14 protein-coding genes are annotated in these 21,549 nt (G+C 34.2%); 5 read left to right on the top strand and 9 right to left on the bottom strand.

Features of this window, described 5'->3' with window-relative positions; genetic code table 11:
• Positions 1 to 143 precede the first annotated feature (143 nt).
• The 4 genes from PHO71_RS10165 to PHO71_RS10180 all read right to left on the bottom strand — a co-directional run bounded on the left by PHO71_RS10165 (position 144) and on the right by PHO71_RS10180 (position 6,460).
• Positions 144 to 2,342 (bottom strand): S41 family peptidase, encoded by a 2,199-nt coding sequence (locus tag PHO71_RS10165; RefSeq protein WP_300202603.1) that lies wholly within the window; start codon positions 2,340 to 2,342, stop codon positions 144 to 146.
• Between the two features lie 502 nt (positions 2,343 to 2,844).
• The gene (locus PHO71_RS10170; RefSeq protein ID WP_300202605.1) at positions 2,845 to 3,558 is read right to left on the bottom strand and encodes a hypothetical protein; all 714 of its coding nucleotides are present in this window, start codon (positions 3,556 to 3,558) and stop codon (positions 2,845 to 2,847) included.
• Positions 3,559 to 3,658: 100 nt separating this feature from the next.
• The gene (locus PHO71_RS10175) at positions 3,659 to 4,609 is read right to left on the bottom strand and encodes a hypothetical protein (RefSeq protein WP_300202608.1); all 951 of its coding nucleotides are present in this window, start codon (positions 4,607 to 4,609) and stop codon (positions 3,659 to 3,661) included.
• Between the two features lie 3 nt (positions 4,610 to 4,612).
• The gene (locus tag PHO71_RS10180; protein WP_300202611.1) at positions 4,613 to 6,460 is read right to left on the bottom strand and encodes a glycosyltransferase; all 1,848 of its coding nucleotides are present in this window, start codon (positions 6,458 to 6,460) and stop codon (positions 4,613 to 4,615) included.
• Positions 6,461 to 6,712: 252 nt separating this feature from the next.
• Between PHO71_RS10180 and PHO71_RS10185 the strand changes: the two genes are divergently transcribed.
• From PHO71_RS10185 to PHO71_RS10195, 3 genes are read left to right on the top strand one after another with little or no spacing between them, the layout of a single operon-like run.
• Positions 6,713 to 8,047 carry an HlyD family efflux transporter periplasmic adaptor subunit gene (locus PHO71_RS10185; protein ID WP_300202613.1) on the top strand — a complete coding sequence of 445 codons (1,335 nt, stop codon included), beginning with the start codon at positions 6,713 to 6,715 and terminating at the stop codon, positions 8,045 to 8,047.
• A 45-nt stretch (positions 8,048 to 8,092) separates the two neighbouring features.
• Positions 8,093 to 10,273: a peptidase domain-containing ABC transporter gene (locus tag PHO71_RS10190; RefSeq protein ID WP_300202616.1), complete on the top strand. Its 2,181-nt coding sequence runs from the start codon at positions 8,093 to 8,095 to the stop codon at positions 10,271 to 10,273.
• Between the two features lie 54 nt (positions 10,274 to 10,327).
• Positions 10,328 to 11,794, top strand: a complete 1,467-nt coding sequence (locus PHO71_RS10195) for a TolC family protein (RefSeq protein ID WP_300202619.1) — start codon at positions 10,328 to 10,330, stop codon at positions 11,792 to 11,794.
• Between the two features lie 25 nt (positions 11,795 to 11,819).
• Here the strand turns inward: PHO71_RS10195 and PHO71_RS10200 are convergent, their stop codons facing one another.
• Both PHO71_RS10200 and PHO71_RS10205 read right to left on the bottom strand, forming a co-directional pair.
• Positions 11,820 to 12,449 carry a hypothetical protein gene (locus PHO71_RS10200; protein ID WP_300202621.1) on the bottom strand — a complete coding sequence of 210 codons (630 nt, stop codon included), beginning with the start codon at positions 12,447 to 12,449 and terminating at the stop codon, positions 11,820 to 11,822.
• A 282-nt stretch (positions 12,450 to 12,731) separates the two neighbouring features.
• Complete coding sequence (locus PHO71_RS10205; protein WP_300202623.1) at positions 12,732 to 13,352, bottom strand: HU family DNA-binding protein; 621 nt, start codon at positions 13,350 to 13,352, stop codon at positions 12,732 to 12,734.
• A 341-nt stretch (positions 13,353 to 13,693) separates the two neighbouring features.
• Here PHO71_RS10205 and PHO71_RS10210 point away from each other — a divergent pair, with 341 nt between their 5' ends.
• Complete coding sequence (locus tag PHO71_RS10210) at positions 13,694 to 14,986, top strand: VapE domain-containing protein (protein ID WP_300202625.1); 1,293 nt, start codon at positions 13,694 to 13,696, stop codon at positions 14,984 to 14,986.
• A gap of 174 nt (positions 14,987 to 15,160) precedes the next feature.
• Here PHO71_RS10210 and PHO71_RS10215 read toward each other — a convergent pair whose 3' ends face one another.
• From PHO71_RS10215 to PHO71_RS10225, 3 genes are all read right to left on the bottom strand, one after another.
• Entirely contained in the window at positions 15,161 to 16,276 is a 1,116-nt protein-coding gene (locus PHO71_RS10215; protein WP_300202627.1) for an alpha/beta hydrolase, read from the bottom strand.
• Between the two features lie 24 nt (positions 16,277 to 16,300).
• Positions 16,301 to 18,508 (bottom strand): S41 family peptidase, encoded by a 2,208-nt coding sequence (locus tag PHO71_RS10220; RefSeq protein ID WP_300202630.1) that lies wholly within the window; start codon positions 18,506 to 18,508, stop codon positions 16,301 to 16,303.
• 67 nt (positions 18,509 to 18,575) lie between these two features.
• Positions 18,576 to 20,720 carry a GH92 family glycosyl hydrolase gene (locus PHO71_RS10225; protein ID WP_300202633.1) on the bottom strand — a complete coding sequence of 715 codons (2,145 nt, stop codon included), beginning with the start codon at positions 20,718 to 20,720 and terminating at the stop codon, positions 18,576 to 18,578.
• Between the two features lie 315 nt (positions 20,721 to 21,035).
• Here PHO71_RS10225 and PHO71_RS10230 point away from each other — a divergent pair, with 315 nt between their 5' ends.
• Positions 21,036 to 21,539 carry a transporter substrate-binding domain-containing protein gene (locus tag PHO71_RS10230; protein ID WP_300202636.1) on the top strand — a complete coding sequence of 168 codons (504 nt, stop codon included), beginning with the start codon at positions 21,036 to 21,038 and terminating at the stop codon, positions 21,537 to 21,539.
• The last annotated feature ends 10 nt before the right edge of the window (positions 21,540 to 21,549 follow it).

A 21,549-nucleotide genomic window follows, 5' to 3' on the forward strand; every position in this document is an offset into this window, starting at 1 on the left:
TAAAAATCAGAAAATCAAACGCTTTCTTCCTCTATTGTTTTTCCGTATGACCTTTTAATAACAATCCATAAATATCCTTTCCAATAATACTAAATATAAGAAAAAATCAATTTTTAAATATTTAATATACTATTGCTAGTTACTCAATTTGCATTTCCAATATATTCAATTGCTTTTCTAATCCAGACATCTTCTCCAGCCTTTATATCTTCTATTGTCTGCTGCACTGGAATATCTATTTTCACTCCCGTACGTTGATTCATGCCCCATTCTGGGTAAAATGCTCCAGAAGCAGTATATTTTGCTTTAACTGCACGTGGCAAGTATAAATATCCAACATGCCCATTTGCACCAGCTGTTTGAGTTCCAATAATAGCACTTTGGGGAGCACCGCGAAAAACAATTGAACATATTTCACCAAAACTTTGTGTGTTCTCATTTACCAAAATTGCAATTTTACCTTTAAAAGAATCAAAATTTTGGTATTGTTCACTATTCATTACTACATCAAGAAAATAATTACCCGGATTTTTTTTAGAATTCATAGAAAACCACATAAAAGCGCCTTTTTCCGCATAAAGATATTTCCCTATTAAACTTAGTACATTTGTTCGTGGATATTCACGTAAATCCAGTATCAATCCTTTAGCTGTTTTCATTCTATTTTTCATTAATTCATCAAAATCTTCAGCGATAACTTTCGCCGCATTGACATAAATAATGTTTTTTGACTGTAAATCATATTGTTCAAATCCCTTTCTCCCTTTAAAAGGCATATTAGGAGCAGATGTTTTTATCATCCTTTGATACACCGTATTATTATATCCGATAGTAAGATTTATTAGTGAATCGGGTGTTAAAAGAAGCAAATTTCTCACATTTCTCAACAATCCTCTTTCATTTGAAGAAGGAATAGTCGAACGATATTCTTCAACAATTTCTGAGACTTCCTTATCATTTACAGCAAGGATAACTGAGCCTCTTTCTACTTCCTTTTGCATCGTAAATTCTACCACAAACTCTCCATCTTTTGCCTGAGTCAGTCCCAAAGCCGGTTTCCTCATAGGTTGGGAACTACCTGAAAATTGAATCAATCCATGAGAATCATTAATTTCTGCAAGTACCTTTTTTATTGAATGATTTAGTTCCAATTCAGAAGATGTTTCAATAAATTCAGGAAGATATTTTGCCAAAAGAGAACTCCATTTATTAGTCGTATAATCAATATATGGATAAGCATATTCTAAAGCATTCCACAACCTGAAAAGAGTAAGAATACGATACCCTTGATCTTCCCAATTCATATCAGGATACGGTTTATCTCTCACAAATTCTATTTCTTCCTTATCCTTAAGAATTGGAAGATAGTAATTAAAAACGCTATTACGTTTAGCATTTTTTATCCGTATCAACTTTTCACTCAATACATTATCAAAAAGTTTTAAATCTTCCAGCCATTCTAAATGAGCAAAACGATGATATTTGGAGGAATCCTGAATCGAGTAATCTTCTGTTTCTTGAATCTCTCCATACTTGTCTATCCACTTGTTAAGAAGAAAATTCCTTTCATTACTATCTTTAGCACTTGCAATAAATGGTAGTACGCGAAATAATTCAAAATCCCAATTATATTTTCCAATTACAACCTGTGGGTGATAATATTTAAGAAATCCCCACACTTTACCTAGTATTTCCAGATTTTTCAATGTATATGGATTAGTTATATCTATTGCAATACCTGAACCTTTTATAAATTCAGTATCTTTATCTGCTTCAACAGTCGGATTTGTCATTATATCAAATGATTGTCCATCGACTAACACTTGACAATCAGTTACCCAAAGAGTTATCACAGACATACAGGAAATACGAAAATGAAAATTATCTGTACGCTCAAGTGGCATTTCAACATAAAATTCCTTCCAATCTTGTTCTCCATCACATTTTATACTGGTATTTTGAGACATAAATTTTTTAAGATAAGTATCCAATACAATTGTAAAGTCAACTTTTGCATCTTGTGCTTGTTGATACTTATATTTTCCTTTAAATACAATTTTTTTTCCAACAATATCCCGATTTGATAGATCAAATTGTGCAGTCACTATATTTCCTTGCTGTGTTGAAGGAATCATCAAAGATGCTTTTTCACCAGGCAATGTATGATAATCTATTTCAATTTCTTCGCAATCACTATGCCAACCCATCTTGGGAAAACGTCCTACAAAGTTAGAAAAGATATGTGCCCCATCTAAAGACAAGAATCCTTTCTTGAGCTGCGTATTTTGAGCATCAACATCTACAACAAATATCAAAAATAATAAACAATAAAACAACTTCATAATATATTATTTTGGTTCTCAACAATTTTAAACAGTATTATACACATAAACTAAAAGTATAATTAATCTATCCTTCAATATAGAAGATAATCCATTAAACTAAACACAAATTTGTACTTTTTTTAAAAAAAATAAAGGTCAATATTTTTTATGTATCAAAATAGTATTTTTAATCTTACTTCATAATTCAGATACCACTTCAAAATATCCTTAAAGTATCTTCTAATATTAATACAAGATTCCATATGTATTAATTCATACTATCTATCAATTATATCATCATATCTTACAATATTCCAATCTTTTACATAAATTATAAATATCCTCGCAAAAAGCAAATCTAGGCATAAAATGAGACATATAACAAATCTATTATATTAAAAGTTTTATTATTTATAAAAAAAACTTTCATCATTACCTCCAAAATCAAAACAAAAAATATTTCAATTATTCAGGTTCTGACTTTGGAGGACAAACATCAAGACAATTTACCTTTCAAATATTATCTATACTGGTTGTAAATTGTGGTACTACCACTGTTAGCAGAATAGCCAGTATACGAATCTCCGCGTCCACCCGATGTTACAACTTTCACTTCTACTTGACCATGATATTTCGTCAAATCAACACTAGCACCACCTATATAAGTAGAACCTTGTTCAGTCAAATATGTTCCATTTGGATCTCTGTACAAAGATACTTGTTCTCTTTTCTGCCCATTTACATAAACTTCTACAAAACCGGAATAAGTATATGTTGAAGAATATCCAGGAATTCCTTTAATAGTACAACCTACATCTAACACGCCATTTGAATTTCTGACCGACATATTTGATTGATAGGTCGCTCCAGCTCCCATTCCTTCAACAAAATCATAATTAGGATGAGTTGTAGTAATTTGATCATATTGAGGACGTCCAGTTTCGCCATAATTACCGTATATGACTACATCTGGTGCAACATATCCCCAACCATATACCCAACCACCTGGCCAATTACCTTCCCAGTTATTTAACTCATCTTGCGTATATCCACTATACCAATGGTAGTTTCCATCAGGATCATATCCTCCGAATCCATGATTTAACCAATCATCAAATCCACCACCAGAATAACCGTCCGAATAACCACCTACATAATACCGCATCTCTTCTTCTGTCAATACAGGGTAATGCTGCTGCAATCCCTGAAAATCTTGTCGAGTAATTTTCCTCATAACTAAAATAATTTTTTAAATATTAAACACTATTTCGAATTAGAGACAAGCCGACTGACAACCAGCAAAGCTACTCTTATTCAATTTAAACTCTATTTTATTAAACCTCTTTTTTCATTAGCCAAAGCCCTATTGCAGATAATTTACTATTAACAATCATATCATCATAAAAAGCTTCTTGAATCTTCTCATTTATATAGGTTTCTAGATTAACTAAAGATATATTTTCGAAAACAGATAAATCATACAAAATGTCCCACCACAAATTATCATACCAAAAATTCATAGAATCCATATCAGAGAAACTTACAAGACTTTCTACACTCTTTAAAAGCTGCATTCCTTCTCTTTCAAATAGTAAAGGGAGTCTCATTAAATTCTGTTTAAATAATATGATGTCAATATCCTGATACTTATGTTCACTTAAAGTTTGTTCGGAAATATTCAAAAGATCCCTCAATATTTTCTCAATACCTATTTTATTAATCTCCAACTTATTATATAGTCCACAAAAAACATATAACATAGAATTCAACAAAGATAGTTTAAGACTATCTTTATTTTGAATACTAGTCCTTATTATCAATCGTGTATTTTCAATCACTCCAGTAATCCAAACATTTTCTACTTCATCCAACCGAAAAGATATTCGAGAAAGTAAATATATTCCTGAAGAACATAAAGAAACAGGAGCATGAAGTTCTTTCATTAATGAAGTTCTCACATCACTAAGTAAAGCCTCATCTATATAATGAAAAACATCATCATCAGGACTACTCTCTAAAAAACCTTCTCGAAGTAAAACAGTCAAAGCATACCCCACCCCAGCAACTCCATCTAAAGCGCTAGGAGACAACTCTGGCCTCAGCTGACTAAGAATATCATCCAATAACTCAGAGGCTATATTCTCATAAATTTTACAGCCTGAATATTGAGAATATTTATATAAAAATAAACAAACACCTATTTTCCCGTTAAACAGACCAATAGCTTCAGTATTAGCCAAATTAGCAACTATTGTATTTGCTATTCGTTGAATAATTTTATTCATAATTTAGTACATTCTATTTTTTATAATATCTTTAAATAATTGAATCAATTGAGGAACATAATAATCAAAAGTAAATTTCTCTCTTTGCTCGATCATATTACTAGTTAATTTCTCAATTTTTGTCTTATTTTTTAAGATTGAACACAATTCAATATAATTCTTGAAAAAGATCCCTATACCCATCTTCCGAGTTAGCTCTTGTGTAGCAACAATATGGTTTGTGTTATCATACATAATCACGGGTAAACCAGCTGCAGCATATGTACTAATTCTAGCTGGAATATTCAAATCATCCCAAGATACATTCAACAAATTACCATTATTTCGACTTTGTACACAATGTAACCATCCTGCATCATATTGTGACAATTCTTTAACCCAATTCTCCGCTGCAACATGTGAATGGAAATGGAAATGCTTAGGAGCTTTCTGGTAGCGTAACAAATTATCCTTCGCAATACTATTATGACAATTTTCAGCATACCAATGGATATGTATATTATTATGAGCTAAAATTGCTAAATCGTCACCTGATATCCCAATCATTCGCCCAGCTACAACCGTATGTATAGCTCCATCCTGCTCTGACAGTTTAGAAGAAAAGTCATCTTTAAAATATTCTTTTTTGGGTAAATCGCCATCCATTAAAAACGAAAGCCCTGAAGTAGGTGGTAAAAACTGTTCAAACCAGATCCTTACTGATTCATTTAAATATATTTTACCTGACGCATGAGTATACAAATATACCAATTTATCCCAAGTGCCTTGGTGAAGACAAATGGAAGGCCCCTCTTTAAAATGCCAAACAAAAGGAATATGAGGACAAGCTTTAATAACATCATAAGCCAAAGGAACAGCACCAAAATTCAACATACCATAAATAATATCCGGCTTTACCTTTTTTATTCCTTCTTCCCAATTTTCCAAAGGTATATCTTCTACATGTCCAAAAGGTAAAGGACCTACCGTTGAAAAGCTAAAAACTGGATTTGGCACCCATAACCCATAAAGTTTATGTCCAGCTTGTTCAAAAGCATATATACGTTCTGGATTATAAGCTAATTCTCCTAATAAAAGAATTTTCAATGGAGCCTCACACAAAGACTGCTTCTTTTGAAAATTAGCATATAATTTTTCTTCATTAATAAACTTGTATTTAGAAATCTTCATCTTAATGGGACCATGTACTTGATAATACCTTCTATATTTATTTAGTCCGCCACCATATCTTTCACCAACTAAACGATGACGTTGTGTTGGATGTGAAGTCCAGTTACAAGAAATTTCATTTGTCATACCAAATGCACCTTGATCTGTCAATTTATACCAAAACATCGAAAAAAGATCCTCAGTTACCCATTCATTTCTTTCCATCCAACGCTTATCTGTTTTTCTATGGGCAGTCTGGACTAATTGCAAACAATTTCCTTTTCTTAAGCCCCTACTTTCAGTATTATTCGTATAATATAATGTATCTGAAGAATCATACTTCATACCTGTATAAACAAGAATCATATCATCATATTCATTGAACTTTTGGAAAATAGTTTCCAGATGATTCTCAAAATAAAAATCATCAGAAGGTAAATAAGCAATTAAATCAAACTTAGCTGCATCCAGACCTTGGTTCAATGCAAACCCCAATCCTTGATTTCTTTCATTTTTAATATATACAATTCGGGGATCATTAAAAAAATCGGTTAAGAACATTTCCGTCTCATCCGTACAACCATCATTTATAATAATAAGTTCCCAATTTTGATGAGTCTGTTTATATAAGCTAGAAATAGCTCTTCTAATAAAAGATGCCTGATTATATGTAGGCATAATAATCGAAAAATGTGTATTCATAATATTTATTATTTATTACTTTTGTGCTCCAAATATCCGTATTTAATGATAAATTTAACGATAATATATGGTCAAAATAAGATAAAATCTATTCATTTTACATTTAATACATATAAAACAGCTTATATATAGCATTTTATATTAATAATGAACAGTATTTATCATTTATTGAACAGTTAATAACATCGTTTAATCTTAAAAATCTTTTTCTTTGTGAAGATCAAATAATTTATTTATTTACTAAATATATCTATGGAAACACTAGAAAAAAAAGAAACACAAAAATTAGAAAAAAAAGATTCACAACGAAGCGAAGAAGTACAAGTTATTATAGATAGGATGCCTACAAGAAATGCCACCTATGCTATTATACTAACAATGCTGCTCATTGTTATAATAATTACATTAGGATTCATTATTAAATATCCAGACACAGTCGATGGGCAAATCTCTATTACCTCTCGTTTGGCACCAGTCAGATTAATCGCTAATATATCTGGAAAATTACATTTATTGATTGATAACAAAGCTTCAATTAAAGAAGGACAAATCATAGCTTATATAGATAACCAAGCGAACTATAAAGATGTTCTGCTTGTAGATTCCTTATTAAATAGGTATAAAGATCAAGATTTGGAAAATTTTCCAATAATAACCGGACTATTATTAGGAGAAATAAGTTCTACTTTCAACTCGTTTGTTATTGCCCACACTCAATATTATCGAATGTTACATTCCGATATCTATAAAACAATGTGTAATAGTCTCCACCAACAAAATAATATTAATGTAGATATCATTGAGAATTTAAATAAAGAAATCATTTTAAAAGAAAACAAACTAACTATTGAAAAAGAATTATTGAGTAGAGACAGTACACTTGCTTGTGCTAAAGCTCTTAGTGAACAAGAATATAATCGCCAACAAAGTATATTTTACGATTTACAAAGCATACACAAAGAACTGCACAACAGCAAGTTATCATATCTAGCACAAATAAAAAGAAACGACCAACAGATACAACAATACATATTGGAAGAGCAGGAAAGTTTGGACAAACTAAAAGAAGAGCTTTCAGTTTGCAAATCGCAACTAATCAATATAATCCATTCATGGAAAAAAACATATCTCCAAATAAGCCCTATAGACGGACAAATAGAATACTTAGGATTTTGGAGAGAAAATTACTTTACACAGAGCGGACAAGAATTATTTTCCATACTTCCTAGCCAAAATGAAGTTATTGGTGAAGTTATAGTTCCATCTTATGGTATAGGTAAAGTAAAAGTAGGTCAGATTGCTAATGTAAAAGTGAATAATTATCCATATTTAGAATACGGACTTATTAAAGGTGAGGTCAGCTCTATTTCACGCTTATCCAACAAAATTAAACAATCATCTTCAGGAACAACCGGTGAAGGAAATGTATACCGCGTACTCATAACTTTCCCAAGTGGTTTACAAACTAACTTCGGCAAAACTCTCAACCTAGACTTTGAGTCACAGGGAACTGCCGAAATCATAACAAGACCCAAACGATTGATAGAAAGATTATTTGACAACTTAAAGGCCAATGCCGAACAATAAACTCACTAATAACCTAATTCATAGTTAGAAAAAGATAATACTATTATGATTTTACACAGATTTCCGGTAGATTACCAGCTAGACACACAAGACTGCGGTCCGGCTTGCCTCAAAATTGTAGCTAAGTATTTTGGACGTTTTTACTCATTGCAATATCTTAGAGATCGATGCGGCATAACAAATCAAGGAGTATCGTTACTCGACTTAAGTACAGGTGCCGAAAGCATTGGATTACGTACATTAGCTATAAAATGCACCTTGACAGATGTAGTAAACCAAGTTCCATTCCCAGCTATCATTTTTTGGAAAGAGTCTCACTTCATTGTAGTCTACCATTCCAATAAGAAATATATCTGGGTATCCGATCCGGCTAAGGGACGAATCAAATACACTCATGAAGAATTTAAAGCTGGCTGGTATCCGAAAGGTGAATCTATTGGTGTACTTTTAGCAATAGAACCTACTATCGATTTTCAGCGTAGTTCTGTCGAAAAAGAGTTGGAAAAAAACAGCTTTATCAGCATTTTACGTTACTTTATCCCCTATAAAAACAGCTTTGCAACCATATTTTTTATAATGCTTGTAGTGACCCTTCTTCAGGGCATGCTTCCTTTTATATCAAAAGCTGTGATTGATGTCGGTATTAAAACATCTGATATTAATTTTATAAATATGGTATTGATAGGAAATATTAGCATCCTATTAAGTATCACAATATTTAACGTAATACGCGATTGGGTATTACTACATATCACTTCACGAGTTAATATTTCTCTTATATCCGATTATTTGATCAAGCTCATGAAGCTGCCAGTAACATTTTTTGAAAATAAACTTTTGGGAGATATCTTGCAACGTGCACGAGATCATGAGCGCATTCGGAGCTTTATCATGAATAATTCGTTGTCATTGATATTCTCTACGCTAACTTTTATAGTTTTTGGAATTATTCTACTAGTATACAATCCTATCATATTTTACATTTTCCTTTCTGGCTCGATATTGTATGCAGGATGGGTACTTCTATTTCTCCGCATCCGAAAGAGACTTGATTGGGAATACTTTGAATTAATTTCTCAAGATCAAAGCTATTGGGTTGAGACTGTATCTGCTATTCAGGATATTAAAATTTACAATTACGAGAAACACAGAAGATGGAGATGGGAAGAAATACAAGCCAGACTATATAAAGTTAATAAAAGAGTGCTAAACGTTACAAACATGCAGAACCTTGGGGCACAGTTTATTGAAAATATAAAGAATATGGGTATTGTGTTTTTCTGTGCCAATGCTGTCATCAAAGGAGAAATTACTTTTGGAGTCATGATATCCACACAGTTCATTATAGGAATGTTAAACGGACCATTAGTTCAGTTTATTGGCTTCATTGTTTCTGCCCAATACGCAAAAATCAGTTTCTTACGTATGAATGAGATTAGACAGTTAAAAGATGAGGATGAAGAATTATCTATCGGAGCCACCTCTATTTTACCGGAAAGTCGCGATATTACATTGTCGAATATTATTTTTCAATATAGCCAAAATTCGCCTTTGGTACTTACCAATATATACTTGACCATTCCACAAAATAAAGTAACCGCCATCGTAGGTGGAAGTGGTAGTGGAAAATCCACCTTATTAAAATTATTAGTAAGACTTTATAAACCAACTTTCGGCGATATAAAAATGGGGAATATGAATGTATCAAGTATCAATCTGCGAACATGGCGCAATATGTGTGGAGTAGTAATGCAAGACGGTAAGTTATTCAGTGACACAATTCTTGCCAATATAGTATTGGATGACGAACATATCAATTATGAACATCTGCATGAAGCATGCAAAATGGCACAAATAGAAGATGAAATAAACGGCATGCCAAAAGGATTTGATACTTTTATTGGGGAAAAAGGACGAGGATTAAGTGGAGGACAAAAACAGCGATTATTAATAGCACGTGCTCTGTATCGTGATCCCGATTTCCTGTTTTTAGACGAAGCAACAAATTCACTGGACGTCATCAACGAGAAAAAAATTGTGGAAGCACTAAATTCTGCATTCAAAAATAGAACTGTAATTGTCATTGCACATAGATTAAGTACCATTCGCCATGCGGACCAAATAGTCGTATTACATCAGGGAAGAATAGTAGAAATTGGCAATCATGAAAATCTGATGGAAAGAAAAGGCGAATATTATAATCTGGTTTCTTCACAATCAGATTAACGCCTTCTACCAACATACTAAACGACAATTCTAACTAATATATAAAATATTCCTATGAACTATAAATGGATAATCGCATGTTTTATACTCGTCCCTACATTTTTATACGGACAGCCATACCAAATTTCTTTAGAACAGGTACTGAACGAATGGTGTCTATCTTCGCCATCAGCCAAGAAAATAAAGTTATCATATGAGAATACCATATTAGAATTTGAGAACTATAAAAAAGATTTTCTACCCTCTATTGCCTTCTCATTAAGCCCTGTGAACTTTAACCATTCACAAAAGTTAATGCAGAATGCCGAAAGTGGGAATTATTCTTATGTAGAAGACTATACCAATAGTAGCAGTACTGAGATTGCTATCCGACAAAAGATAGGTATTGTAGGTGGTGAACTCAGAGTTAGTTCACGTTTAAACTATCTACGCGAATTTTCCAATAATAGAGATCGCTTTGGTACGAATCCGCTATACATCAATTATTCACAGCCTTTCGCGGGAGGGCTCTATAACTATAAGAAACAACGGGATATACAATATGCACAATTCAATAACTCGCTAAAACAGTATTGTTCAGAAATAGCAAATATTCAAACACAAGCGGTAAACCTATTTATGAGTTTGTTTTCAAGTAAATTGGCTACTGAATTATCTTATAAAAATATTCAAATTTCAGATACACTTCTTGCTGCCAGTAAAGCATTACTCGACAACGGTTATTTCACGGAATACGAATATCATCAAATGGAGTTGCAGCAACTTAACAATCAGTATGCCTATGAAAGTTCTACCAAAAATTATCAAAAGGCGCTGAGAGAACTTATCACTTTTCTCAATATGTCAGAATGGACAGATAAAGATGTAAAAATACAAACACCACAATTCGACTTACCGTTAAAGATAGATGAAAAGTTAGCTATTTTCTATGCTCGTCACAACAGCCCCTTTGTTTTATCACAAGAAGAAAAAAGGCTAAAGGCTGAACAAACATTGTTTACTGCCAAACTAAATAACCGTTTCAATGGTAATATCAATTTAAGCTATGGTTTGAACCAATATTCCGATCATTTTTTAGATGCCTACCGAAAACCGGATTATACACAAGGAATTATGATAGGAGTACAAATTCCCATTTTCCAATGGGGAATTAATCGTAATAAATTACGTATAGCCAAAAACAACTATCAAAATAGTATGATAGAAATTGATCAGGCAGAAGCTAATTTCGACAATGACATCAAAGATATAATAGAAGACTATAATCACAATATAAATTTATGGTTCGTTGCCACAAAAAGCTATGAACTGTCTCAGGAGCAATACGCATTGTTAGCACAGAAATTTCAATCAGGCAAAGTATCTGTTTATGAATTGACTTCTGCCCAACAGGAGCAATATAATGCAATGCAAAGATACTACAATGCCATCATGAATGCTTGGAACAGCTTCTGTATGTTACGGAAAACTACTCTCTATGATTTTGCGAAACAAACGGAATTGGAAGATTTATTCTTTTAATCTTCCAATTCCGTCGCTAATAGACTCAATGATTTATATGATCGTCATTTCGACAACCTAGCAATTCGTAAATTATATCCTTCCTACTATTATTATTTATTGTATTTACTATTCCAATCCTGAATTCCTTTGTTACATCTTGAAAAATATTAGGATATTTTTTCTCAAATTCATCTAAAGAATACTTTTTGTTATCTCTTAAGTAGAGCACAACAAAATAATTCATCAGATCAATCTCCACAGGTTTTTCTTTTATGCGTGCTTCAAATAAGGATGCAGCTTGTTTATAAGCTTTTGATGCCAATTCTGATTTATCATTCGCTTCCAACAACATTCCCTTCCCTAAAAAAAGAACAGGGTCTTTCTCATGCGTACCTAACTTTTCTAGTTGCAGGATTGTTTCCAATGCCTTTTCCATATCTCCCTGTGCTATTAAATATTGGACTATATTGTCATATGCCAATTCATAGGATGGATCAATAGCTATCGCCTCATCCAATAGACTGATTACCTTATTTAAAGAATCCGAATCGGAACTATATCGCATCGCTAATTCTACAGCCTGATTATTTTTTTGAACAGCTAATGAAGGCTTCTTAACATTTGCACAGCTAGTGATTAAACACAAAAGCAAACAGATAATTATTTTCATCATTTTATTATTTTATTGTTGCAGTTAATAATATAGTAAACTATTGAAATATAAAATTAGCAAATAAAAATCGTATAACAAAATATAAACGAAAGAAAGTTATTAGTTAATGCATTATTTTATCAACTTTACTGTAATAACCTATCTCTGAACAAAAAACAGGATCAGAACAAATACTTTAATAACACAGACTATCCATAAGCACTTAAAAAAACAATATGAAATCACTTTTCGTCATCGTCATATTTTCGCATATCGCATTGTTATCCATTCAGTTGCATTGCGTCATCTATTTCGTGACACTCCAAACCATCCCGGAACAGGAAAATAGAACGGTGAACGGAGATAACCCGGATGTGTCAGCCTTCCTTCTTCTACCCGCTTTTGTAACCGACGGAGAGCAGTAGCCTTTCGTAGTCCACACAACGCACAGAGCTGACGTGTAGTGATATAATCGTGATCTTTAAAGAATTCCGCCAATTTTCCATCAATCTCAATATCACTCAATTCTTGTGAACGACGTGTTTCACGGACTTTCTCAAAGGTAGTTGCTTTCAACTCACGAAGCAGTTCTTTCTCTGGAGTAAAAACAACTCCTGCACAGCGTATATGCTCCGCACGCATTTCTTTAGGTGACCGAACCTCCGGAGATTCCGCTTTAATACGAAATGAACCGACACCTTCAATATGAATACTGTTCCCATTGGACAACTCTTCTTTGAAAATATTGGCAAACTCTATAAAAGACCCGATGACATCACCTTTTCTCAGACTACTTCTGGATTCTATAATTTTCGCAATATCTTCAAGCGTCATCGTATCACGCACCACTAAACGGGCATGATATCTTTTTTTATTGGAGTCTTTAGGTTGGGGAGTCAGAAAGAAATCATAAAGTGCACTCATGAACTAATTGTATTGTGCGCAACTGTTAGCTAATTTACGCGGTAGTTTTATTTATTTTATACCAATCAATTGACTGGCTCACATTATGTGCAACAGCTAACTCATATATTATACAACAGTTGCTGCATATAATGTGAAACAGCTATCGCAGAATTTGTGCTACAATTAATATGACGGATCAAAATTACTAATTTATTTAGTTAAAAACAATACTTTATCGGATAGTTTTAGGTAACTCATTTTTATTAAAATCATTTATCTATATAGTTGCAAATCCGTTTTTTCGAATTATATATTTGCGTCTCACATTCCCGAAGTATTAATTATAAAATAGAACAAAAATGAAAACAATGATTCAAAAAATGTTAGAGACACTGCAACAATTACTTATTCGTATAGAAAAACGGACTAACAAAGAGATAAAAGTATCTGTAAAACCCAAAAAAAGTGTAAATATTGAAAAACAAAAAAGTCCTGACCGATCCTCTAAGAGAAATTGGAACCAAATGATGACCATTCATCTTCGGGAATATCTATTGGAACATTTCACATTTCGTTACAATACTCTGACAGGAGCTACTGAATTCAGATTGAAAAATACAACAGACTGTTTTCGTCCAATTAGTGAAAGGGAAATGAATGGAATGATTGTAGATGCCCGGTTGAAGGGTATTCCATGTTGGAGAAATGATATCCCGACTTTAGTATTATCCAGCAAGGTAGAAGCATATAACCCTTTTCATCTTTATATGAAAGAGCTTCCACCATGGGATGGAATAGATCGTGTAACTCCTTTATTATTAAGAGTATCAAACAATGAATTATGGTTAAAAGGCGGATGTTATTGGTTACGGGCGATGGCATCACAATGGACCGGGATAGAGCGGAATCATGCTAACACACTGACACCTATTTTAATCAGTAGTAAACAAGGACTGAATAAAAGTACTTTTTGCAGGTCATTATTGCCTGAATCACTCCGATATTACTATTTGGATAATTTAAATCTGGCAGCCAGTACTTCCCCCGAAAAGAAACTTGTTAAAAATGGATTGATTAATCTGGATGAATTCGATAAAATCAAAGAGAATCAACAAGCAAACTTAAAGAATTTACTCCAAATGGTCAATATCCCCATTTTCCGTGGCAAACGATTAGGCTGGGTAAACGAAAACAGGCTTGCTTCATTCATCGCCACAACAAACTCTTATCAGATTCTGACTGATCCTACAGGAAGCCGTCGTTTCCTTTGTGTGGAAGTGCTGAATTCTATTTCGGAAGAGCCTTTGGAACACAAACAGATATACGCCCAACTAAAAGCGGAACTGGAAGCGGGAAGACCTGATTTTCTGAACCATAAAGAAGAACAATTACTACAACAACACAATAAAGCCTATTATCGCCAGTCACCATTGGAAGATGTGTTTTACAATTGTTACCGACGACCTATGGAAACAGAAAAAGGTATCTGGCTTACCGCAGCTGAGATTTACAATACATTACATCGATTCAATTCTTCCGCCCTGAAAGACACATCCGTGAAACAGCTAACTTCACATCTTCCCGCAATGGGATTTTTTGCAAAACACTCAATGTACGGAAACCGATATTATGTGATAAATCTTCAGTCATAAAAGATGCTTCATCTTATTTCACTGTATAACAAGCAATTACAAGAAAGTATAATGTGAACAAAAACTGATTTCATATTGAAAAAAGAGACGAATTACATGGATTTTATTTGTTTGAAACAAATAAAATCCATGTAATTCGTGACCAATAATTATTAAATTTTAGTTCTGTTACTTTTATAAGTATATATTATTTATCCACTTAGAGATATATTCAAATGTTTCTAATGAATATTTAGGCTTTACCCCATCTTGTTTACGGCTCATTCGCTGCTTAATAAACAATGGTATTTTATGTTTAACTTTAATATAGTCGTGGTCCACACTATCAATTGCCACAATCTCATAATTCTTTTTTCCATTTTTTTTGAAAATATTCTCTATTCCTTGCAGATTATTTGTGCAATCCATATTACCATCCATTTTTCCATGCATAACTAACACCGGGCAAACTAGTAAAGAATAATACCGGCTCGGATCATACTTAATCATTGCCATTATCCGAGGTCTGGTATACCATCGAATCATCATCTGACAATACTCATCAACAGATTGATTTCCAAACTTTTTAGTCTTATCTTTAACAGAAGCATAGTATTCTTTTCCTTTTTGTTGAAAAGACATTTTTATTGAATCAAGTGAATTATACTCATTCACAATATTAACATAAGCTTTCAAAACAGACAATTCATTTTCTGTATCCTCAGCCACCTTACCAATTTTAAATGGCATTGAAGTTTGTTCATAGGCCACATCCATACCTTTCTCTCCAAGTGCAGACAAACAAACGACAAAGCTTATATCTTTATTTCTAGCCGCCTCTATTGATACTACAGCACCTCCTTCACTATGTCCAAGCAACCCAATACATTGATGAGCAAAACGTTTATCTTTCCGAAGAGTCAGCAAAGCTTGATGTACATCATCAGCCTGATCAAACATAGTAACAGTTTCATCTTTAGAAGAAAGTGACTTATCTGTATATGCCCTGTTATCAAAACGAAGAGTAGCAATTCCACTTCTACCAAACACGTCTGACAAGGTAGAAAAGAAACCATAGTAATCACATGAAATAGGTAAAGATGGAGTAACAAGTACAACGATCTTTGTAGATGAAGTAAGTTCTTTTGGAATCGTAAGTATTCCTTTCAAAGTTTGTTTTCCTTGTGCATCTGAAAACTGAAATGCTTCAGAGGTATAATCTATAAAATCTGTAGAAACAAGACACATAGGTTGAGCACATGAATACTGCATATATCCCCATAGACTAATAAATAGAAAAAATATTCTCATAATCTATTCTACCTTTAATTTGTATTACCTTTCGTTCAGTATATACTCTATCGCCTTTTTAATCCACATATCTTCTCCATATTTCACATCATCCACCGTCTGTTTTACAGGAATATCTATCTTCACTCCTACACGTTGATTCATTCCCCAATTGGGATAGAAAGCACCAGCCATTGTATAATTGATTTTTATACCATAAGGAAGAAAGAGATAACCTATATGTCCGTTAGCTCCGGCTGTTTGAGTCCCAATGACTGCACTGCGTGGAGCCGCCCGATAAGCAATGGAAGATAATTCTCCGAAACTCTGTGTTCCTTCATTTACCAAAATAGCAATCTTGCCTTTAAAGTAATCGGGATTCTCTTTCGGACCAACATTTCCTTTTATATCCAGAAAATAATTACCCGGATATTTTTTTGAGTTCATGGAAAACCACATATATGGAACCGGTTTAGGATAAAGATATTTTTCAAGAATATCCTTTGTATACAGTTGTGGATATTGCCTCATATCTAATATAAGCCCTTTTGAATTTATGCGACGGGACATCAGTGCATTCAGTCTATCTGCACTTATTTGTGCAACATTAATATAGATAATATCCTTCGAATCCAAATCATACTCTTCCGGCTTTTTACGTTCTACCACTTCCGGCATGGTATAAACCTGAGTAGGAACTTTTATTTTAGAAGTCTTACTCCCTACTTTTATTGTAACCGTTTCTTCCTCTGCTTTGGTCAAGAACATTCTACGAGCCACATCTCTTTTAAAGGTGCTTTCATTCGAAGAAGCTATGATCGGACGGAACCCTTCCATAAGTTCCTGAACAGATTTATCGTTTACAGCTTTGATAACAGCTCCTCTGTCTATTTCCTTCAAATGGGTAGATTCTACAGCATAGTTACCATCCTCAGTAATTGTTATTCCCAAAGGAAGCCCACGCATTCCAGAATCTTTTACCGAAAGTTCATACGTTCCGTGCGAATCATTGATTTCCGCCAATAACTTTTGTATAGAAAGATACAATTCATTTCCCGACATGGGATTATAAAATTCCGGAAGATATTTTTCTAAAAGTGTAGACCAGGCATGATCAGTAAGATTGACATATGGAAAGCCATATTCGACAGCATTCCACAACCGATAAAGTGTGAGAAGTCGAAAGCCCTGATCTTTCCAACTTATCCCCGGATAAACTTTCTCTCTGCGAAACTCCACTTCTTCTTTCCATGACAAAGGAGGAAGATAGTAATTAAGTACGCCATTACGTTTGGCATTTTTTATCTTTACCAGTTTATCAGATAGTTCTTTATCGAAAAGCGTGGGATCTTCCAACCACTGCAAATAAGCAAACCGATGATATTGAGTAGAATCTTTTACCGTATAATCTTCGGTTTCTATAATTTCTCCATACTTGTCTATCCATTTACTCAAAGCACGGTTTCGCTCCTCTTTATTGCGAGCACGCCCAATCTCGGGTAATACTCTGAATAATTCAAAGTCCCAGTTATATTTTCCGATCACTACCTGAGGATGATAATATTTGAGAAATCCCCACACCTTTCCCAATACGACTAGATTCTCCTTTACTTGCTCTATAGGTTCAGTAAGAGCTACACGAGAATCACTCATAAATTCCGTATCTTTGTCCACTTCAACAGAAGAATCGACCAAAATATCCAGTGACTGTCCGTCTATCAATACCTGGCAGTCACTCATCCAAAGTTTCATATCACCTGAAGTCATCAAACGGAAGAAGAAAAACGATGTACGTGTAAGTGGCATCTCCACCGAAAAGCTTTTCCAGTCCTGATCTCCGTTACACTCTACTTCGGTACTCTCATTTTCGAAGGTATTCAAAAAAGTGTCAAGACCAATTGCAAACCGGACTTTAGCATTACGTGCCTGGGCGCATTTATACTTACCGCTAAAAACTATAGTCTTTCCCACGATATCTCGGTTTGAGAAATGAAACTGCACCTTGGCACCTTTTCCCTGTACCGACCGAATAAACAAGGAAGGTTGATTACCATATAAAGTTTGTGAATCGACCTGAGTTTCCGGATCATCACTTGCCCATGCCATTTTAAATCTTTGCAGACCACGGTCGGAAAGTTCATGAATCCGCACTCCGTCAAAAGAAAGAAACCCTTTTTTACCCTGTTGAGCCTGTCCGTGTGCAGCAAGAGTAATAACCAAAAACGATAATAGATAAAGTAATCTGTTTTTCATAATCGATGTATTAAATATTTTCGTATTCTAAAAATCCGATAATCCTTCCAATCAATTCAGAGTATTTTTATTCTGTCCGGATAATCAACTCTTTTCCTTCTTTGAGTAGATCGTGTGAAATGAACCATCCATCTATCTTTTTCCCATCATAGGTGATATCAGTTATCTTTTTCCCTTTTCCTTGCTTACGGATTGAAAAAGGAGTGCCGTCACCTAAAGTAAATGTAACCTCATCAAATAAAGGAACGGTTACCATATATTCAGGATCGGCGGGTGAATAAGTGTATAAGCCGATAGCGTTGAATACATACCAAGATGACATTTCTCCTGCATCATCCATACCGGAATAAGCCAGTTTATCAGCTCCCATGTCGTAGAAGCGATCCATAATACTGTCAAGCACGCATTGTGCTTTTTCCTGCTTTCCAATGAAGTAATAAGTATATGGTACACTGTGATCGGGTTGATTGCCATGACAATAATTCCCGATAAATCCCGTCATGTTATGAGCTTCATATCCTCGCCAAGGTTCGGAGAAAAGAGAGTCGAGTTTCATTTCCACGGCTTGTTTACTTGGATAGAGAGCAAGCATTCCTTCCGGATCGTGAGGAGCGAAGAACAAAGACTGCCAAGCATTTGCCTCTCGATACATATACGCATAATAAGGATAATAAGGATCAAAATCTTTAATCCATTCTCCGTTGGCAATGCGTCCTCTCCAAAATCCGGTACTAGGATCGAACAGATTTTTATAGTTTTTGGAACGCGCCATCAGAAGTTTATAGTTCCCTTCATCACCCAACTCTTTTGCCAATAACGCAGTAGCATAGTCGTCATAGGCATATTCTACGGTTTTTGTAACAGCGGCTTTATACTCATCCCAAGTAGGAACATTCGTTGTGTCTTTTTCTGCAATCCAGCCTTGACGAATGTATTCATCTAGATAAGGTCTGCCTCCACGACCGGAAACAGTGGCATTCTTCAACAGAAGTTTATAAGCTCGTTCTGGATCAAACCCCCGAAGTCCGCGAAGATAACTACCTGCAACAAATGCAGAGGCGTGATCGCCATGGAAAAAGGTAGGCATATATCCATTTTTTTTCTCTCCCCGGTCAGTGATAGATTTTATAATGTCTATTGTTACATCAGGCGAGAGCATTTCTAGCAGCACCAGTTTGTTGCGATAGTCATCCCAAAAAGAAGGATCCGTGTAATTATTAAATCCTCCATTCACTACTTCCCCTTTGGAATCAGTATATTCTCCATTCACATCACTCCGTAGCACCGGCCATAGAAATGAGCGATACAGACAAGAATAAAAAATTCCTTTCTCGCGTTCACTACCACCCTTTACAATTATTTTAGACAATTGTTTTTGCCAAACACGATCAGCTTCTTTACAAACCTGAGTAAACGATTTGTCGATCATTTCTTTTTCCAGATTCATCTTCGCATTTTTTATGCTTACAAAAGAAAAGCCAATTTTAATCTCCAAAGATTCCAAACCTTTATTGTTCAGAAAATTAATCAGAGACACTTCATGTTTATCATCCTTAACCTGTTCAATATTTTTTATATTGTAATTTGAAACAGCATAGAAGTATATTCTTCCCTCTCCATTCTGAGAACCTGTAAAAATGTTGTCACCCTCCTTCTGAATCGCCCAGTCACTTACCCGATTGTTCGACCTTATCATATCCGCCAACAGTCTCTTATCATCACCTTTTCGGAAAGTATATTTGTGGTAAGCACAACGCAGTGTAGAAGTAAGTTCGGCATTGACATTATATCTTTCAAGAAACACCTGATAATAACCGGGATGGGCCGATTCGTTCCGGTGACTGTATCCGGAGCAATAATCACTCGGAGAGATTTCACCGGTTACAGGCAGCAAAGGGACATGTAACAGGTTCCAATGTCCTTTGTTGGTATGAGAGAATCCGTAGATTACTGTATCTTCGTATTGATATCCGGCTCCACTGCGGAATTGAGTGATGGGACTTAACTGCACCATTGCATTAGGCAACGAGGCTCCGGGAAAGACCTCGGCTCCCCACGTACGTTGCTTCATTTTACGAACATATCCCAAATCTTCCGGTTCCCAAAGAGTAGCGGTTCCTAAAAAGGGATTTACATACTTTGTTAATTGTTTAGTCGGCTTACAACTCACGATCAAAACTGATAGTATAAAAAAAAGAATGTGCTTTTTCATGTAAAAAAAATAGTGATATAATGTGTTTTATTTTTCAAACAAACAATATGTATTGTTTTAAGTATCCATCTGTTAATGAAAATTCAAATATAAAACTTTTTATTTATATCTTATAGTTTTAGTCTGAAAAAATAAAATATTTTTCAGACTAAAAAATGATTAAGAAGTTCAACGAATGAATATATTTGTGTAACTTTGTTTTTCACAAGCAGAGCATACTACTTTATAAAAGCAGTGTGTTGAGTTACACAAACAAACGTAGTTTTCCGTTAGATTTTAGCTATATAAGATTTGCCGGACTTATTTTATTGATGTATGCGCAATTTAAAGTTAATTTCGTTTCTTTTCTTATCTCTGTTTGCACTGAAAGCTTCATCGCAACTCAGCAAGGAGAAAATATCTTTCAAAAACAGGGTGATTATTGCCAAAGGAGATATGCAATTTGCTCCTTTCGAGTTTCTAAACGAAAAAGGAGAACCTGACGGTTTTTGTGTCGAATTGTTTCGTGCCATGATGGACCGGTTGGATATAAAGTATAAATTAGCACTGGAAGACTGGGGAAAAGTACAAAATGAGTTGAACAGTAAGCAGATTGATTTAGCTATAGGTATGATTTATTCCAAAGAGAAAGCAGGTAATGTAAAATTTGGAATACCTCATTGTATGATTTCTTACAACATCGTATGTCGTAAAGACAATGACTATGCAAATCTGGACCAGCTAAAAGGGAAAACGATTATTGTACAGTATAAAGACAGGGCACATGAGTATCTACGTCAACAGGTCTTACGGATAAAATCATTACCGTTGAAAATATAGCAGAAGCGAT

It is taken from the genome of Bacteroides sp. (assembly GCF_028690125.1).
Taxonomy (GTDB): Bacteria; Bacteroidota; Bacteroidia; order Bacteroidales; family Bacteroidaceae; genus Bacteroides.

What these genes read in the sequence shown, in the direction of transcription:
- PHO71_RS10225 (WP_300202633.1), bottom strand. Translation starts at nt 20,720, where the DNA reads ATGAAAAAGCACATTCTTTTTTTTATACTATCAGTTTTGATCGTGAGT.
- PHO71_RS10180 (WP_300202611.1), bottom strand. Translation starts at nt 6,460, where the DNA reads ATGAATACACATTTTTCGATTATTATGCCTACATATAATCAGGCATCT.
- PHO71_RS10175 (WP_300202608.1), bottom strand. Translation starts at nt 4,609, where the DNA reads ATGAATAAAATTATTCAACGAATAGCAAATACAATAGTTGCTAATTTG.
- PHO71_RS10185 (WP_300202613.1), top strand. Translation starts at nt 6,713, where the DNA reads ATGGAAACACTAGAAAAAAAAGAAACACAAAAATTAGAAAAAAAAGAT.
- PHO71_RS10200 (WP_300202621.1), bottom strand. Translation starts at nt 12,449, where the DNA reads ATGATGAAAATAATTATCTGTTTGCTTTTGTGTTTAATCACTAGCTGT.
- PHO71_RS10190 (WP_300202616.1), top strand. Translation starts at nt 8,093, where the DNA reads ATGATTTTACACAGATTTCCGGTAGATTACCAGCTAGACACACAAGAC.
- PHO71_RS10195 (WP_300202619.1), top strand. Translation starts at nt 10,328, where the DNA reads ATGAACTATAAATGGATAATCGCATGTTTTATACTCGTCCCTACATTT.
- PHO71_RS10230 (WP_300202636.1), top strand. Translation starts at nt 21,036, where the DNA reads ATGCGCAATTTAAAGTTAATTTCGTTTCTTTTCTTATCTCTGTTTGCA.
- PHO71_RS10165 (WP_300202603.1), bottom strand. Translation starts at nt 2,342, where the DNA reads ATGAAGTTGTTTTATTGTTTATTATTTTTGATATTTGTTGTAGATGTT.
- PHO71_RS10215 (WP_300202627.1), bottom strand. Translation starts at nt 16,276, where the DNA reads ATGAGAATATTTTTTCTATTTATTAGTCTATGGGGATATATGCAGTAT.
- PHO71_RS10205 (WP_300202623.1), bottom strand. Translation starts at nt 13,352, where the DNA reads ATGAGTGCACTTTATGATTTCTTTCTGACTCCCCAACCTAAAGACTCC.
- PHO71_RS10170 (WP_300202605.1), bottom strand. Translation starts at nt 3,558, where the DNA reads ATGAGGAAAATTACTCGACAAGATTTTCAGGGATTGCAGCAGCATTAC.
- PHO71_RS10220 (WP_300202630.1), bottom strand. Translation starts at nt 18,508, where the DNA reads ATGAAAAACAGATTACTTTATCTATTATCGTTTTTGGTTATTACTCTT.
- PHO71_RS10210 (WP_300202625.1), top strand. Translation starts at nt 13,694, where the DNA reads ATGAAAACAATGATTCAAAAAATGTTAGAGACACTGCAACAATTACTT.